This is a genomic window from Paenarthrobacter sp. Y-19 (assembly GCF_029223985.1).
Classification (GTDB): domain Bacteria; phylum Actinomycetota; class Actinomycetes; order Actinomycetales; family Micrococcaceae; genus Arthrobacter; species Arthrobacter nicotinovorans.
The window spans coordinates 2828860-2846474 of the sequence record NZ_CP119414.1; the positions used below are offsets into that span (position 1 = coordinate 2828860).

Here is a 17615-nt window from a genome sequence, read left to right on the forward strand (position 1 = left end):
CTTGTCCACATAGCGGGGCCGCTTTATTGAGGCACGGTTTGGCAGGAGTAGTGTTTTCTGCAGGGCAAAAGCCACGTGCGGTGAAAGTCAGGAGGAGTGCGATGCCGATGGTCCGTCGAGTGGCGTTCTTGTCACTGCACACCTCCCCCATGGAGCAGCCCGGGGCCGGTGACGCCGGTGGGATGAACGTCTACGTCCGGGCTTTGGCCATGGCACTTGCCGAGTCGGGTGTTGAAGTGGAGATCTTCACGCGCGCCACCAAAGCCAGCCAGCCCGCCGTCGAGCATCCCGGTCCCGGCGTGTGCGTCCACAACGTCAAGGCCGGACCACGCCGGAAGATACCCAAGGAAGAACTGCCCGAACTTCTGCACCACATGGTGGTGGAGATCGACAATATCCGGAACCGGCAACTGCATGGCCGCTACGACGCCATCCACTCGCACTATTGGGTCTCAGGCGTTGCGGGGCTTGAGTTGGCCTCATTGTGGGGAGTTCCTCTGGTGCACACCATGCACACCATGGCGAAGGTAAAGAACCTCGTGCTGCAACCCGGCGAACACCCGGAGCCGCGGCGCCGCGAGAACGGCGAGCAGCGGATCGTCGATGGCGCGGCCCGCCTGATAGCCAATACCCCAGCTGAAGCCGATGAACTCGTGTCGCACTACGGGGCGGACCGCGACCGGATCGACATCGCTCCGCCCGGCGTAGACCTCAACGTCTTTACGCCGTCGTTCCGCAAGAAGTCACGTGCCCGGCTGGAGGTGCGGCCGGAGAGCTTCCACATTCTGTTTGCCGGCCGGATCCAGCGGCTCAAAGGTCCCCAGATTTTCGTCAAGGCCGCCGGAATCCTCCGCAAGCGCAGGCCGGACATCGACCTGGAAATGACCATCCTGGGCTCGCTGAGCGGCGCCAAGGACTTCAACCTCCAACAGATCATCCACGAAGCAGGACTCGACGACGTCGTCACCCACCGTCCGCCGGTAGTGGCGCCCGAACTCGCCGGGTGGTTCCGCTCGGCCGACGTCGTCGTGATGCCATCGTTCAGCGAGTCCTTTGGCCTGGTGGCTTTGGAAGCACAGGCGTGCGGTACACCCGTAGTCGCCACCAACGTCGGTGGTCTGTCCCGGGCAATCTCGGACGGCCGCACCGGAATCCTGGTGGACGGACACGACCCCACGGACTGGGCCGATGCCCTCGAGGACCTCTACGACGACGTCCAGACCCGCGAGGACATGGGCCGGCTCGCGGCCACCCATGCCGAATCGTTCGGCTGGCAGCGCACAGCTGCGATCACCTTGGACAGCTACCGTGAAGCCGTCGGGGGCCTGTTGCTTCCGAGGACCTGAGGTTCCTCAGCGTCGGGCCTCGCGGCTGGTAGATTGTCGCGCACAGCGTTAGCGCGCCATAAGCGTCAGCCGTGACACGGGAACATCCAGCCGAAGGACAACGATGTCTGAAAACAAGGCCATGAGTGATCTTGAGATTGCCCGCAATGCCGCCATGCTCCCCATTGAGGAGATCGCCCAAAGAGCGGGCATCAACGTGGATGCCCTTGAGCTGTACGGGCGTTACAAAGCCAAGATCAACCCTGGAAAGCTGGCGTTCCCTGCCGACAAGGTGCCGGGAAAAGTGGTGCTTGTTTCAGCCATGTCCCCCACTCCCGCCGGAGAAGGCAAATCAACCACCACAGTAGGACTCGCCGATTCCCTGGCCCGCGCCGGACACAAAGTCATGATCGCGCTTAGGGAACCTTCCTTGGGGCCGATCCTGGGGATGAAGGGCGGGGCTACGGGAGGTGGCTACTCCCAGGTCCTGCCGATGGACGACATCAACTTGCACTTCACCGGGGATTTCCACGCGATCACCTCAGCAAACAACGCCCTCATGGCCTTGGTGGACAACCACATCTTCCAAGGAAACCAGCTGGGAATCGACCCCCGCCGCATGACGTTCAAACGCGTCCTTGACATGAACGACCGTGCCCTGCGGGAAGTGGTGATCGGCCTTGGTGGCCCCGCGCAGGGCGTGCCACGGCAGGATGGATTCGACATTACCGTGGCGTCCGAGATCATGGCCGTCTTCTGCTTGGCCACGGACCTGGACGATCTCCGATGCCGCCTGGGCAGGATCACTTTCGGGTACACCTATGAGCGGGCACCGGTCACCGTGGCGGATCTCGGTGTTGAAGGCGCACTTACGATGCTCCTGAAGGACGCCATCAAGCCAAACCTCGTCCAGACCATCGCAGGAACTCCGGCGCTGGTACATGGGGGTCCGTTTGCGAACATCGCCCATGGATGCAATTCGCTGATCGCCACCAGGACGGCCATGCAGCTGGCTGACGTGGTGGTCACCGAGGCCGGCTTCGGGGCGGACCTTGGCGCCGAAAAGTACATGGACATCAAGGCGCGGATCGCAGCAGTGGCGCCATCCGCCGTCGTGGTTGTTGCCACCATCCGGGCCCTCAAGATGCAAGGCGGGGTTCCCAAGGAGCACCTCGGCGAGCCCAACATGGATGCCATGGCTGCCGGAGTGGAGAACCTCAAGAGGCATGTCCGGAACGTGGCCAAATTTGGTATCACTCCGGTTGTCTCCATCAACAAGTTCGCCACCGACACTGCGGAAGAACTCGACTGGCTCCTCGCATGGTGTGCAGCGGAAGGGGTGGAGGCCGCCGTCGCAGACGTCTGGGGCCGCGGTGGAGGCGGGGATGGCGGGGACGAACTGGCCGCCAAGGTGGCAGCTGCCTTCAATGCGCCGTCCGGTTTCCATCACCTCTACCCGCTGGAGCTGCCTGTGGAGGACAAGATCCGGACGATCGTGCAGGAGATATACGGGGCCGATGGCGTGGAGTTCTCCGTGCCGGCCCTCAAACGCCTTGCGGAGATTGAGAAGAACGGCTGGTCCGGCCTTCCCGTCTGCATGGCGAAAACCCAGTACTCCTTCACTGACGACGCCTCCAGGCTCGGGGCACCCAAGGGTTTCCGGGTGCACGTTCGCGACCTCATCCCGAAAACCGGTGCCGGTTTCATCGTGGCACTGACCGGGGCCGTCATGACCATGCCCGGGCTCCCGAAGGAACCGGCAGCGATGCGCATGGACGTCGACGCCGACGGCAACCCCATGGGCCTTTTCTAACCCTCCCGCACACCCCACGCCCTTCAACCAAACCCTCCCGCACAACCCACGCCCTTCAACCAAACCCTCCCGCACACCCCACGCCCTTCAACCAAACCCTCCCTCACACCCCACGCCCTTCAACCAAACCCTCCCGCACACCCCAAGCCCTTCAACCAAACCCTCCCGCACACCCCACGCCCTTCAGCCAAACCCTCCCGCACACCCCACGCCCTTCAGCCAAACCCTCCCGCACGCGTTTGAAGGGGTGAGTAAGCGTCGCCACCAAACCCCAGGGATGTGAGTAAGCGTCGCCACCAAACCCCAGGGATGTGAGTAAGCGTCGCCACCAAACCCCAGGGATGTGAGTAAGCGTCGCCACCAAACCCCAGGGATGTGAGTAAGCGTCGCCACCAAACCCCAGGGATGTGAGTAAGCGTCGCCACCAAACCCCAGGGATGTGAGTAAGCGTCGCCACCAAACCCCAGGGATGTGAGTAAGCGTCGCCATCAAACCATAGGGATGTGAGTAAGCGTCGGCGCCAAACCCTAGGGACGTGAGCAAGCGACAGTGGGAAACCATGGGGATGTGGAAGAGGGTCCCGGAGACGACTGACGCCCCCGCACATAGTGCGGGGGCGTCAGGTGACAAAGGGGTCCTGCGGTGTTTAGCGTTCGATGTCGCCGCGGATGAAGGCTTCGACCTTTTCGCGGGCGATGTCGTCGTTGAACTGCTCCGGCGGCGACTTCATGAAGTAGCTGGAAGCGGAGAGCAGCGGGCCGCCGATGCCGCGGTCCAGGCCGATCTTGGCGGCGCGGATGGCATCGATGATCACGCCGGCAGAGTTCGGGGAATCCCATACCTCGAGCTTGTACTCCAGGGATACAGGGGCGTCGCCGAAGTTGCGGCCTTCGAGGCGGACGAAGGCCCACTTGCGGTCATCAAGCCAGGCGACGTAGTCGGAAGGCCCGATGTGGACGTCGTCGGCGTGCAGCTCGGCCTCGACGTTTGAAGTAACGGCCTGGGTCTTGGAGATCTTCTTGGATTCCAGGCGGTCGCGCTCCAGCATGTTCTTGAAGTCCATGTTGCCGCCGACGTTCAGCTGGTACGTACGGTCCAGGGTGACGCCGCGGTCTTCGAACAGCTTGGCCATGACACGGTGGGTGATGGTGGCACCGATCTGGCTCTTGATGTCGTCGCCCACGATCGGGATACCGGCAGCAGTGAACTTGTCGGCCCATTCCTTGGTGCCGGCGATGAACACGGGCAGTGCGTTGACGAAAGCGACGCCGGCGTCGATGGCGCACTGGGCGTAGAACTTGGCGGCCTGGTCCGAACCAACAGGCAGGTAGCAGACCATGACATCCGCTTTGGCTTCGCGCAATGCAGCGACGATGTCCACGGCCTCTTCCGGAGCCTCAACGATGGTTTCGCGGTAGTACTTGCCCAGTCCGTCCAGTGTGTGGCCGCGCTGGACGGTGACGCCCGTAGCGGGGACGTCGGCAATCTTGATGGTGTTGTTTTCGCTGGCGCCGATGGCGTCCGCCAGGTCCAGTCCAACCTTCTTGCTGTCGACATCGAAAGCAGCAACGAAGTGGACGTCGTTGACGTGATACTGGCCGAACTCGACGTGCATCAGACCCGGGATCGTGGCCTTGGGGTCAGCGTCGCGGTAGTACTGAACACCTTGGACCAGCGATGCGGCGCAGTTACCTACGCCGACAATGGCAACACGAATCGGATGTGAAGACACGGAACTCCTTTGAGAACTAAACCTCAGGTGCCAGGCGCACCGCTGGCTGAGTCCAGGGCACGACTGATTGGCACGGCGCCATTCGGCGCACACTTGCATTGTAGCCAACACAGGAGGGGCCGCCTTTGTTCCCGACCGGCCCCTCCCGTTTTATGTCAATCGTGAACGGCTACTTTTGCGCCCACAGGTTGATGTCCGATTCAACAGCAAACTCGTCGATCGCCGTCAGTTCTTCCGTGGTGAACTCCAGGTTTTGGATGGCGCTGAGCGTGTCTTCCAGCTGCTTCACACTGGAAGCTCCCACCAGTGCCGACGTCACCGGCGAGCCCTTCGGCTGATCCCGGAGGATCCAGGCCACAGCCATTTGGGCGAGCGTCTGTCCCCGGCCCTGGGCGATTGCGTTGAGCCCGCGCACCCGGTCAAGCTTGTCCTCGGTCAGCTGCGACTCGGACAGGAAACGTTCCTTTGCTGCGCGGGAGTCGGCCGGCACTCCGTTGAGGTACCGGTCGGTCAGCATCCCCTGGGCCAAGGGCGAGAAAGCGATGGAGCCTGCGCCCACCTGGTCCAATGCCTCGTAGAGGTTGGGTGAGCCATTCTCGGTCCACCGGTTCAGCATGGAGTAGCTCGGCTGGTGGATCAGCAGCGGGGTGCCGAGTTCCTTGAGGATCCGGGCCGCTTCGAGGGTCTGCTCAGGGGTGTAGGACGAGATGCCCGCGTAGAGCGCCTTTCCTGAACGGACGGCGTAGTCCAGGGCGCCCATGGTTTCTTCCAAGGGTGTTTCGGGGTCCGGGCGGTGGCTGTAGAAGATGTCCACGTACTCCAGGCCCATGCGTTCGAGGGACTGGTCGAGGCTGGAAATCAGGTACTTGCGGGATCCCCATTCGCCGTACGGACCAGGCCACATGTAGTAGCCGGCCTTCGTGGAGATGACGAGTTCGTCGCGGTAGGGCTTGAAGTCGTCCTTCAAGTGGCGTCCGAAGTTCGTTTCGGCCGATCCGTCCGGCGGACCGTAGTTGTTGGCGAGGTCGAAGTGATTGACGCCGAGGTCGAAAGCCCTGCGCAGGATGGCGCGTTGCTCGTCGAATCGCTTGTCGTCGCCGAAGTTGTGCCAAAGGCCCAACGAGATGGCGGGCAGCTTGAGTCCGCTGCGTCCGACACGGCGGTAGGGCATGGTTTCGTAGCGGTTTTCCGCGGCCGAATAAGTCATACGTACCATCCTGCCACTGTGGAAACCGGGGCGACGGCGGTGTCCGCCATGTGGGCGCCGTCACCCCGGTTCACTGCTTGTGTCAGTTGACGCGTACGACGGCGGCGCTGGCGCCCGGGAGCGTCAGCGTGTCCTCGTCCAGGGCAGCTTCGGAATCGGTAGACAGCAACAAGGACCCCTCCAGGGCCGTCACGAGTGCGTCGTCACCGAAGTTGCACACAACACGGATTTTCCCCCGGGACATCTGCAGCCACTGTTCCTCGTCGTCGAACTCGACGGAGGTGTCCCCGAAGCCGCCGTCGACTAGTTCAGGCGTGTTTCGGCGCAGCTGTGCCAAATCCCTGTACAACTGGAGCAGGCGGGCGTGGTCTCCCTCGCCGGCCTCCTCCCACTTGAGCTTGGAGCGTTCGAACGTCTGGGGATCCTGTGGATCGGGGACAACGGCCGGATCCCACCCCATCCGCTCGAACTCCTTGATCCGTCCCTCGGCTGTGGCCTTGCCCAGATCGGGCTCCGGGTGGGAGGTGAAGAACTGCCACGGCGTTGAAGCACCGAACTCCTCTCCCATGAACAGCATGGGGGTGAAGGGAGAGGTCATGGTCAGCACGGCACCTATGGCCAACTTGCCATAGGACAACGTCGCGGTGAGTCGGTCACCTATGGCCCGGTTTCCGATTTGGTCATGGTTTTGCAGGCAGACCACCAGGGCCGATGGGTGCGCGAGGTCATGCCGGATTGACCGGCCATGATGGCGACCCCGGAAGCTCGAGTAGCTGCCATCGTGGAAGAAGCCGTGTTCCAGGACCTTGGCAAGCACGGACAGCGATTCAAAGTCCGAGTAGTAGCCGGTGGTTTCTCCGCTGAGGTTGACGTGGACGGCGTGGTGGAAGTCGTCGCTCCACTGCCCCTCCAGCCCGTAGCCGTTGTCCTTGCGGGGATAGATGAGGCGCGGGTTGTTCAGGTCCGATTCTGCGATGAGGGTTTTCGGTATCCCCGTTTCAGACTCGATCTGGTCAGCCAGCGCACCAAAGTCCTCCAGGATGTGCACGGCCCGTTCGTCCCGGAGTGCATGGACGGCATCGAGCCGAAGTCCGTCAACGTGGTAGTCGCGGAGCCACATCGCCGCATTCTCCAGAATGTAGCGGCGCACGTCATCGGAGCCCGGGCCGTCAAGGTTGACGGAGTCACCCCAGGTGTTGCCCTCCCCCGATTTCAGGTAAGGACCGTACTTTGGCAGGTAGTTTCCGCTCGGACCGAGGTGGTTGTAGACGACGTCCTGGATGACGCCAAGCCCCGCAGCGTGCGCCGCGTCAACAAAGCGCTGATAGGCGGCGGGACCACCATAGGGTTCATGCACGGCGTACCAAAGGACGCCGTCGTAACCCCAGTTGTGGACACCGTTGAATCCGTTGACCGGCAGGAGTTCAATGAAATCGACGCCGAGGTCCACCAAGTAGTCCAGTTTTCCAGCGGCGGCATCCAGTGTGCCCTCCGGCGTGAACGTGCCCAGGTGCAGTTCGTAGATGACGGAACCCTTGAGGTTCCGTCCCTTCCAGCCGGCATCCTTCCATTCGTGGATGGACGGGTCGAACGTTGAAGACAGGCCATGGACGCCGTCCGGCTGCCGCCGCGAACGCGGATCAGGGAACGGTCCTTCTCCGTCCACAAGGTAGCCGTACGGCACGCCGTCGACTCCCCCTGCCACCGCCTCAGCCGGCGCGTGCCACCAGCCGTGGGCAGCGGCGTCGTCGTATTGCTCCATGCCGTATTCGTGGCCTCCGGCCACCAGCCGAACAGTTTTCGCGTTCGGCGCCCAGACATCAAAGAGATTCTTTCCAGCAGCGTGCTTCAGCATGATGTTCCCCTGTACGTTCCTTAAGCGTGCGTTGCCGTGATTCGTGGTGGCGTCAGTCAGTGGGTACCAGCAGCGCCACAGGGTACCGCTCCAGCAGGGTGCTCAACTGGACAGCACCCGGGGCGTAGCTCGCCCCTGTGAGCTCGTCCCTGCAGTTCACCGTGAGTTCGATGACGGTGTCCCGCCAGCCGCCTTCCCGTGCAAGACGACGGGGAAGGCGCGTGGCGACAGTCAGCGCGCCACGACGACCAGACCCGCGGTCGAAGGCCACCACATGTGCTGCTGCCGCTCCCTGCGCCGCGACGGGCAAGTAACCTTCGAACAGCTCGGGCCGGTCCCTACGCAACCTCAACGCCCGGGAGAGCACCAGCAACTTGGCCGATTCCTCCGTGAACGACGGTGTCGCTCCCTGGTCCAATGCTGCCAAAGCTTCTTTGCGTGCCTTGAAGTCCACCGGCCGTCGGTTGTCCGGATCGGTCAGTGATCCGTCCCGGAACTCCGTGCCTTGGTAAACGTCAGGGACGCCGGGCATGGTGAGCTGGATCAACTTGGCGGACAGCGAGTTGGAGGTCCCGTATGGTTCCAGCTCAGCCACGAAGTTCTTCAAGGCGGCCGCGACCTCGGGAACGTCGAACGCGGCGTCGACGGCGGCTGCAAGCTGCCTTTCGAACTCCGGGTTCGGGTCGGTCCAGTTGGTGGAGTTGCCGGCCTCGCGCGCCGCCTTCAACGCATATGACTGAAGCCGCCCGCGGTCTGCCGGCCAGGCACCCACGATCGACTGCCAGACCAGCGCCGCCAACGGTCCGTCCGGAATCGGCGCGAGCTGCTGAACTGTTCCAAGGAAAAGTTCCCACTCCGGCACGGCCTCGGAAATAACCGATATCCGCGCCCTGGCGTCCTCGCTCCGCTTTGTGTCGTGCGTGCTCAGGGTGGTCATGGAGAGCGGCAGGAGCTGCTGGCGCCGGGCCATCCGTTCGTGGAAGACCCCGCTGGGCAACGAGAACTCCGTGGGGTCTGCGCCGACTTCGGTGAGAGAGCCCAATCGGGTGTAGCGGAAGAAGGCGGTGTCCTCCACGCCCTTGGCCATGACCATTCCCGATGTCTGCTGGAACCGCCGCGCCAAAGCACTTTCGGGATCCAGCAGGAGCGGCTGCAGTTTCCCAAGGACGGGTTCGAGTTCGGGGCGGTGTCGGCCGGCCCGCTCGATTGCTTCCACGAGGGTTTTCCCGCCGTAGGGCAAATAGGTCCGGTAAATGGGGAACCAGCAGATGACCTCGGCAAGGGAGTCGGCCACCTTGGCGAACGGCAGTTCCAGGGAGACCGGTACCAAGCGGGCAAGCCGCAGGATCTCTGAACGCAGGATGCCGTCAGCGATCCGCCGCTTGGTCCCATGGATCATCTCGGCGTAATCGGCCGCTTTCTCCGAGTTCCGCAACCGCGCGTCCAAAGAATTGAGGTATTCCTCGGCGGTTGGATCCACGAACAGGCGGTCTACGTCCGCGAGGGCGTCATAACCGGTTGTTCCTTCGCAGCTGAAAGTCTCCGGAAGTTGCTCGCCGGGTTCGAGGATTTTCTCCACAAGCAGGTAAGCGCCCCCGGTCGCCTCGCGAAGCCTGGCAAGGTAGCCTTCCGGATCGGCAAGCCCATCCGGATGGTCGATCCTGAGTCCGTCCACCAGGCCTTCGTGGAACCAGCGGACAACCTCGGCGTGCGACTCGTCGAACACCCAGGGAATTTCGACCCGGATGCCGGCCAGGGTATTCACGGCGAAGAATCGGCGGTAGTTCAGATCCGCATCTGCCCGCCGCCATCCGATCAATTCGTAGTGCTGGCGCGAGTGGACATCCTTGGGGCTGTCTCCTGAGGCGAACGTTCCTTCGGCCAAGGGGAAGCGGTGGTCGTAGTAGTGCAGTTCGCCGTCCACCAGCTTGAGCTGGTCGAGGTCGTCGTCGCTGCCCAGGACCGGGATCCGGATCTTGCCGCCGCCGAATTCCCAGTCCACGTCGAAGGCCTCGGCGTATTTGGAATCCCGCCCGTCTTTCAGGAGGTTCCACCACCAGGCGTTCTGCTTGGGAGTGGCAACACCCATGTGGTTGGGCACGATGTCGGCAAGAATTCCCATGCCGTTGTCCTTGGCGGCCCTGGACAGGGCAGCCAAACCCTCGGGGCCACCCCTGGAGGGGTCCACCGCGGAGGGATCGGTCACGTCATAGCCGTGGTCCGAGCCCTGCTCCGCGGTCAGGATGGGTGAAACGTACACCCAATCGACGCCCAGGGAGTGCAGGTAACCCGTGAGTCCGGCGGCATCCTGCAAGGTGAAGCCGGGACGGATCTGGAGACGGTAGGTGGAGACCGGCGTCCTCATGATGCGGTCCCCTTCGCCTCGCCCGCTTCCGCAGTTTCGCCGGCGTCGTCCCCTTCGTCGGGGACCTTGTAGTCATACGGCAGCGACGTGACGGCGGGAGCCGTAATCGAGGCCGTTTCAGGGGTGCTCGTCTGCGTCAATGCTGCAAGCGAGGCAGCGACGGAGTGGTCCGGCTCGATCTCGGGAGTGCTGTGCGCACGGAGGACCACCAGCGACTTACCGCCAACGGAAAGGATCTGGTCGGGCTTGATGACGCCCGCTTCGGCTCCCTCTCCGGCAGTATCGATCATGACATCCCAGGCCGGCGCGTATTCATCCGAGGGAATCCGGAAGTCGACGTCTTCCTGGTCGGCGTTGAAGTACAGCAGGAAGTTGACGTCTGTGATGCGGCGGCCCTGGTTGTCGCGGCCATGGATGCCGTCACCGTTCAGGAACACGCCAACGGAGCGGCCCAGGGCTTCATCCCAATCCGAGGGACTCATGGTGCTGGCGTCAGCATCCAGCCATACGATGTCCGGGAGCCGCTCGCCCTCCCCACGCAGGACAGGGCGTCCGTCGAAGAACCGGCTGCGCCGCAAACTGGGGTGCTTGGCACGCAGTGCGCTCACGGCCGCGGTGAATTCGATCAGGGGCTGGTCCACGTTGTCCCAGTTGATCCACGTAAGTTCGGAATCCTGGCAGTAGCCGTTGTTGTTGCCGTTCTGCGTCCTGCCAAGTTCATCACCGTGCAGCAGCATGGGAACGCCCTGCGACAGGAACAGGGAGGCAATGAAGTTCCGCTGCTGACGCGCCCTCAAGCCGAGGACGATGGGGTTGTCTGTCGGCCCCTCCTCGCCGCAGTTCCATGAACGGTTGTGGGACTCGCCGTCGTTGTTGTCTTCGCCGTTGGCCTCGTTGTGTTTCTCGTTGTAGGAGACGAGGTCCGCCAGCGTGAAGCCGTCGTGGGCGGTGACGAAGTTGATCGATGCCACCGGCCGCCGGCCTGAGTGTTCGTACAGGTCAGCCGACCCGGTCAGCCGGGACGCGAATTCGCCCAGTGTCGAGGGTTCCCCGCGCCAGAAGTCACGGACGGTATCGCGGTACTGGCCGTTCCATTCCGTCCACTGCGGCGGGAAGTTGCCAACCTGGTAACCACCGGGACCAACGTCCCACGGTTCGGCGATGAGCTTTACCTGCGAAACCACGGGATCCTGCTGGATGAGTTCGAAGAAGGTGGAGAGTTTGTCAACGTCGTAGAACTCGCGTGCCAGGGTGGAGGCGAGGTCGAAGCGGAAGCCGTCGACGTGCATTTCCGTGACCCAGTAGCGGAGGGAGTCCATCAGCAGCTGCAGGGAGTGCGGGCTGCGGACGTTCAGCGAGTTGCCCGTACCCGTGTAGTCCATGTAGTACTTCTGGTCATCTTCCACCAAGCGGTAATACGCGGAGTTGTCGATGCCCTTGAACGACAACGTGGGCCCCAGGTGATTGCCTTCGGCGGTGTGGTTGTACACAACGTCCAGGATGACTTCGATTCCCGCGGTGTGCAGCGCACGGACCATGGCTTTGAAGTCCTGGACCTGCTGGCCGGTGTCGCCCTTGGAGCTGTAGCTGTTGTGGGGCGCGAAGAAACCAATGGTGTTGTAGCCCCAGTAGTTGTTCAGGCCCTTGTCCTGCAGGATGCCGTCGTTGACGAACTGGTGCACCGGCATCAGTTCGATTGCGGTGATCCCGAGCTTCTGCAGGTGCGAGATGACCGCAGGGTGTGCCACGCCGGCGTAGGTGCCGCGCTGCTCTTCGGGGACTTCCGGGTGCAGCTGGGTCAAGCCTTTGACGTGGGCCTCATAGATGACCGACTTGTGGTAGGGAATCCTCAGGAGCTTGTCGCCGTCCCAATCGAAGAACGGGTTGATGACGACGCCCAGCATCATGTGCGGCGCTGAGTCCTCATCATTCCGCGAATCGGGGTCTCCCAGGTTGTAGGAGAAAAGGGACGGATCCCAGTCGATCTGCCGGTGGATGGCTTTTGCGTACGGATCCAGCAGCAGTTTGTTGGGGTTGAAACGCTGACCGGCGTCGGGATCGTAGGGCCCGTGAACCCGGTAGCCGTACTTCTGTCCCGGCTGCACCTGCGGCAGGTAGCAGTGCCATACGTAACCATCTACCTCGGTAACTTCTACGCGGACTTCGCCGCCGTCGTCGTCAAAGAGACACAACTCCACTTTTTCGGCCTTCTCGCTGAATAGCGCGAAGTTGGTGCCGGTGCCGTCAAAGGTGGCACCCAGCGGATAAGCCGATCCAGGCCAGACTTCCATGCGTTCTCCTCTTGATGATGCGAACAACTGTTGCAAGCCTACTCAGTACCCTGACAACGACAGTAACCTTACGGTATTGTTCGGTCGTATTCCGCGCTGAGCGAACCAATAACGCGCGGCACAGCCGCAGCAATTGCCGAGGCTGTAAGGGGGCCACCGTCGCAATCCGCCGACGCCAGGGCCCCTGCCCTGCCGTGGATGCCCGCCGCCACGGCCGCCACAGCAGCCCAGCGGTCCGCAGCGTCCAGGCCCAAGCCGGCATACGCGCCGTCGTCGCCGCCTATCTCTTCAGCGGCCTGAGCCAGCAACGCTCCCAGCACTCCGGCCAGGACATCGCCGCTGCCGGCGGTCGCCATCCAGGGGATGCCCTCCGACTGGCTGAAAACAATTCCCGACGGCGACGCCACAAGTGTCGTGGCACCCTTCAGAAGCACTGTGGCTCCGGTTTGTTGGGCCGCCTGGCGTACGAAGTGCAGGGGCCGGGATTCGACGTCGGCCCGCGTCACCGCAACTTCGCCCGTGGACGGCAGCGAATCCAGCAAGGACGCGAGTTCGCCGGCGTGCGGTGTAAGGATCCATTGGGGCGGGCAACGGTCCGGGAGGAGGCTCAGCGCCCCGGCATCGACCACTACCGGAAGGTCATGGCCCAAGGCCGCCTCCACGGCAGCCGCTGCACGGCCCAATTGCTCTTCTCCGTCGACGCCCGGACCCACTACCCATGCCTGGACCCGGCCCGGATCCTTGTCTTCCCACAAGGCCTCCGGGGTCCGGGAGAGAACCATTCGCGCCGCGGACCCGGGGCCGACGTAGCGCACCATACCCACCCCGGCGAGGGCTGCGGCGTGCACACCCAGGACAGCGGCGCCGGCAAAACGGGACGAGCCTGCAACAATTCCCAGGACACCGCGGGAGTATTTATGTGACCTCCGGCCGGGGCGGGGCAGCAAGGCGCCAAGGTCCGGGTCGGTCAGGCGCCGCAACTCCGGCGCCTGGTCCTGAAGCCCGGCCTCGATGCCGATCTGCACCAGTTCCACCCGCCCCGCGCAGCCCTCACCCGGATCGGTCAGGAGCCCTGCCTTGACACCACCGAACGTGACCGTGACATCGGCATCCAGCACGGGCCAGTGGACCTCCCCGGTGCCTGCATCCAGCCCGCTTGGGACGTCACAGGCGACAACCAGCCGTGGTCCGAGTTCCTGCAGCGCGGCAATCAGCTCGGCCGGGGCTTCGCGCAACCCCCCGCGGGCGCCGGTACCCAGCAGAGCATCGATGATCACGTCCTCACCGGCAAACAGAACCGCGAGCTCTTCGGCATTTGAAGGACCGAGCTGCAAAACCCGCCCACCTGCGGCGAGAAGAGCAGCCAATGCTTCCGCGTGGACGGAATCGCCGGCGAGTACCGCCGTCGCACGCATTCCGCGTCGGGCGAGATACGCGGCAGCATAAAGGCCATCGCCGCCGTTGTTGCCTTTGCCGGCGAGAACCGTGACGCATGCACCAGCCAACCGGCGTTTTTTCTTCAGCTCACGGATCACGGCCTGGGCGAGGCCGTACGCTGCCCGTTCCATAAGAACAGCGCCCTCACCGGAGTCCAGGAGCGGCTGTTCCGCGTCCCTGATCTGTTGTCCGGTGAAGGCGCTGATCATTGTTTAGGTGTCCGTCTAGCCCTCAGCGAGGACGGTTGCCGTGGCGATGCCGCCGTCGTGGCTCATCGACAGGTGCCAACGCTTGACGCCCTTGGCCTCAGCGACGGCAAGCACAGTTCCCTTGACCTGGATGGTTGGACCATTCTGGTCAAGGCCGATCCAGCAATCCTGCCAGTTCATGCCTGCCGGTGCGCCCAGGACCTTGGCCACTGCTTCCTTGGCTGCGAAACGGGCAGCCAAGGAACGTGTGTTGAGTTCACGCTCGGCGGGCACAAACAGGCGATCCCTCAGCCCGGGAGTCCGTTCAAGCTGCCGGCCAAACCGCTCAATGTCTACGACGTCTACGCCAATGCCAACAATCATGCCGTTATTCTACGGTCACGCTCTTGGCGAGGTTACGCGGCTGATCGACGTCGTATCCCTTCGCCCCGGCCAGTTCGGCAGCAAAGATCTGCAACGGAACCGTGGTGAGCAGCGGCATGAGCAGCGTGGGCGTCTCCGGTACGTAGAAGACATGCTCTGCGTAGTCCTTGACCGACTCGTCGCCCTCTTCGGCGATGACCAGGGTGCGTGCACCACGTGCGCGGACTTCCTGGATGTTGCTGACCACCTTGGAGTGCAGGGAGTCACGGCCACGCGGGGACGGCACGACGACGAAGACCGGCTGGCCGTCGTCGATCAGGGCGATCGGCCCGTGCTTGAGCTCGCCGGCGGCGAAGCCTTCTGCGTGGATGTAGGCGATTTCCTTGAGCTTCAGGGCGCCTTCGAGGGCAACCGGGTAGCCAACGTGACGGCCGAGGAACAGCACGGACTTTTCGTCCTTCATGCTGCGGGCCAGCTCGCGCAGCGGTCCTGCGTTGTCCAGGATTGTCTGGATCTTGGCCGGGATCTTGTTCAGGTCCGCGAGGACATCCTTGATCTGGCCGGAGAAGATGTTGCCGCGCAGCTGGGCCAGGTAGAGGCCCAGGAGGTAGGCAGCCGTGATCTGCGCAAGGAACGCCTTGGTGGAGGCGACAGCGATTTCCGGACCGGCGTGCGTGTAGAGCACGGCGTCGGATTCGCGCGGAATGGTGGAACCGTTGGTGTTGCAGATCGAGATCGTCTTGGCACCCTGTTCCCGGGCGTAACGGACGGCCATGAGGGTGTCCATGGTTTCGCCGGACTGGCTGATGGAAACCACCAGGGTGTTGGAGTCCACGATCGGGTCACGGTAACGGAACTCGTGGGCGAGCTCCACCTCGGTGGGGATGCGGCACCAGTTTTCGATGGCGTACTTGGCCACCAGGCCGGCATAGGCTGCCGTACCGCAGGCGAGGACGATGATCTTGTCCACCTGCTTGAGAAGCTCGGGATCGATACGGAGTTCGTCCAGCGTCAGCTTGCCGTTGAGGTCGGAGCGTCCCAGGAGGGTCTGTGCCACAGCGTCGGGCTGGTCGTTGATTTCCTTCTCCATGAAGGAGCTGAAGCCACCCTTTTCAGCCGAAGCCGGGTCCCAGTCAACGTGGTATTCCTTGCCTTCAGCCGGTGCACCGAAGAAGTCGGTGATCTCAACGCTGTCCGCGGTGATCGTGACGATCTGGTCCTGGCCCAGTTCCACAGCGCGGCGCGTGTAGTCAATGAAGCCGGAGACATCGGAGCCGAGGAAGTTCTCGCCATCGCCCAATCCCACGACCAGGGGAGAGTTACGGCGGGCAGCAACAACTACGTCCGGCTGGTCAGCGTGCACTGCCAGGAGCGTGAAAGCACCCTCGAGCCGCTGGCAGGCGAGGCGCATCGCTTCGGTGAGGTTGCCGCCGTCGCCGTTGAGCTGGTTCCGGAAGATGTCTCCCAGAAGTGCCGCAGCGACCTCGGTGTCCGTTTCGGATTCGAACGTGACGCCCTTGGCGAGCAGTTCCTGACGGAGCTCGGCGAAGTTCTCGATGATTCCGTTGTGAATGACAGCCAACCGCCCACCATCGGAAAGGTGCGGGTGGGCGTTGCGGTCGGTGGGGCCGCCGTGCGTGGCCCACCGGGTGTGGCCAATGCCTGTCAGGGACTTGGGAACGGGATGCGCTTCCAGTTCCTCGATCAAGTTGCTCAGCTTGCCGGACTTTTTACGGGATGAGATGGCCCCATCAGCCACTACTGCGACGCCGGCGGAGTCATAGCCGCGGTACTCCAGACGGCGCAGCCCTTCCACCACGACGTCAAGGGCGCTGTAACCAGCTGCCTCGCGAGACGAATTGCCAACATAGCCTACGATTCCACACATGGGTACAAGCCTAACGGCTAACGCAAACACCTGATGTGGGACATCCCATTTCATGGGGTCCCTGGCGACCTTTACGGCACCCATAATTCATCCCCCAGCCATCGCGCATTTCCTGATCAGCCGCGCGGAGGGCAGAATCATGATCGTGACTTTGCAACGCACCGAAGCTAATGGCGACGGCGCTTCCCCGTTTGTCGAGCTGGACCGCCAGACCTGGTCCAGGCTTGCAGCACAGATGGAGCAGCCCCTCAACGAAGAGGACATCTTCCGTCTGCGCGGGCTCGGCGATCCCCTGGACATGAAGGAAGTCCGGGAGGTCTACCTCCCCCTCTCAAGGCTCCTTCACCTCTATGTCCAGGCATCCCACCAGCTTCACGCCGCAACCACCACCTTCCTTGGTGAGCAAACCCAGCGCACGCCATTCGTGATCGGCGTGGCCGGTTCCGTGGCAGTAGGCAAGTCCACCATCGCCCGCGTTCTCCGCGAGATGCTGCGCCGCTGGCCAGGAACGCCGAACGTGGAACTCATTACGACGGACGGCTTCCTCTACCCCCTGGCTGAGCTCAAACGCCGGCACCTGCTTGAGCGCAAGGGCTTTCCGGAGTCCTACGACCGGCGGGGGCTCCTTCGCTTCGTTTCGGAGGTCAAAGGCGGCGCAGAGGAAGTCCGGGCGCCCTGGTATTCGCACGTTACCTACGACATCGTGCCGGGCAAGGAAGTCGTTGTGCGCCGCCCCGATGTCCTGATCGTCGAGGGTTTGAATGTGCTGGCACCGGCACGGCCCCGCATGGACGGCAAACAGGGCCTGGCCGTCAGCGACTTCTTCGATTTCTCCATTTACGTCGACGCCAAGACCTCGTACATCGAGGAATGGTATGTGGACCGCTTCCGGAAGCTGCGCAGTACGGCTTTCGCCCAGCCCGAGTCATACTTCCACCGTTACGCCACATTGTCGGACGACGACGCCGAGTCCACCGCCCGGGGTATCTGGAAGCGCATCAACGAGCCCAACCTCAAGGAAAACGTGCTGCCGACACGTGGTCGGGCACAGTTGGTGCTCACCAAGGATGCAGACCACTCCATCAGGCGCATGCTGCTGAGGAAGGTCTAGTTGCCGAACGAAATCACAC

General features: G+C 63.0%; 11 protein-coding genes. 3 read left to right on the forward strand and 8 right to left on the reverse strand.

What is annotated here, in order from left to right:
• Nucleotides 1-101 precede the first annotated feature (101 nt).
• Nucleotides 102-1346, forward strand: coding sequence for a D-inositol-3-phosphate glycosyltransferase (gene mshA, locus PYR64_RS13230; RefSeq protein ID WP_018776639.1), 1245 nt, complete (start codon nucleotides 102-104; stop codon nucleotides 1344-1346).
• Nucleotides 1347-1449: 103 nt separating this feature from the next.
• Nucleotides 1450-3138 carry a formate--tetrahydrofolate ligase gene (locus tag PYR64_RS13235; protein WP_275775634.1) on the forward strand — a complete coding sequence of 563 codons (1689 nt, stop codon included), beginning with the start codon at nucleotides 1450-1452 and terminating at the stop codon, nucleotides 3136-3138.
• Between the two features lie 646 nt (nucleotides 3139-3784).
• Here the strand turns inward: PYR64_RS13235 and PYR64_RS13240 are convergent.
• The 8 genes from PYR64_RS13240 to glmS form a co-directional block, all read right to left on the reverse strand.
• Nucleotides 3785-4870 (reverse strand): inositol-3-phosphate synthase, encoded by a 1086-nt coding sequence (locus tag PYR64_RS13240; RefSeq protein ID WP_018776641.1) that lies wholly within the window; start codon nucleotides 4868-4870, stop codon nucleotides 3785-3787.
• Nucleotides 4871-5039: 169 nt separating this feature from the next.
• The gene (gene mgrA, locus PYR64_RS13245) at nucleotides 5040-6077 is read right to left on the reverse strand and encodes an L-glyceraldehyde 3-phosphate reductase (protein WP_018776642.1); all 1038 of its coding nucleotides are present in this window, start codon (nucleotides 6075-6077) and stop codon (nucleotides 5040-5042) included.
• Between the two features lie 82 nt (nucleotides 6078-6159).
• The gene (treZ, locus tag PYR64_RS13250) at nucleotides 6160-7932 is read right to left on the reverse strand and encodes a malto-oligosyltrehalose trehalohydrolase (RefSeq protein WP_275775636.1); all 1773 of its coding nucleotides are present in this window, start codon (nucleotides 7930-7932) and stop codon (nucleotides 6160-6162) included.
• A gap of 52 nt (nucleotides 7933-7984) precedes the next feature.
• Nucleotides 7985-10297 (reverse strand): malto-oligosyltrehalose synthase, encoded by a 2313-nt coding sequence (gene treY / locus PYR64_RS13255; protein WP_275775638.1) that lies wholly within the window; start codon nucleotides 10295-10297, stop codon nucleotides 7985-7987.
• Nucleotides 10294-12588, reverse strand: coding sequence for a glycogen debranching protein GlgX (gene glgX, locus PYR64_RS13260; protein ID WP_275775640.1), 2295 nt, complete (start codon nucleotides 12586-12588; stop codon nucleotides 10294-10296). Before glgX ends, treY begins: the two co-directional genes overlap by 4 nt.
• Before the next feature lie 68 nt (nucleotides 12589-12656).
• Nucleotides 12657-14234 carry an NAD(P)H-hydrate dehydratase gene (locus tag PYR64_RS13265; protein WP_275775642.1) on the reverse strand — a complete coding sequence of 526 codons (1578 nt, stop codon included), beginning with the start codon at nucleotides 14232-14234 and terminating at the stop codon, nucleotides 12657-12659.
• 15 nt (nucleotides 14235-14249) lie between these two features.
• Entirely contained in the window at nucleotides 14250-14597 is a 348-nt protein-coding gene (locus PYR64_RS13270; RefSeq protein ID WP_018776647.1) for a holo-ACP synthase, read from the reverse strand.
• Between the two features lie 4 nt (nucleotides 14598-14601).
• On the reverse strand, nucleotides 14602-16485 hold the full coding sequence (glmS, locus tag PYR64_RS13275; RefSeq protein ID WP_018776648.1) for a glutamine--fructose-6-phosphate transaminase (isomerizing): 1884 nt from the start codon (nucleotides 16483-16485) through the stop codon (nucleotides 14602-14604).
• A 139-nt stretch (nucleotides 16486-16624) separates the two neighbouring features.
• Here glmS and coaA point away from each other — a divergent pair, with 139 nt between their 5' ends.
• On the forward strand, nucleotides 16625-17596 hold the full coding sequence (gene coaA / locus PYR64_RS13280) for a type I pantothenate kinase (RefSeq protein ID WP_018776649.1): 972 nt from the start codon (nucleotides 16625-16627) through the stop codon (nucleotides 17594-17596).
• Nucleotides 17597-17615 lie beyond the last annotated feature (19 nt).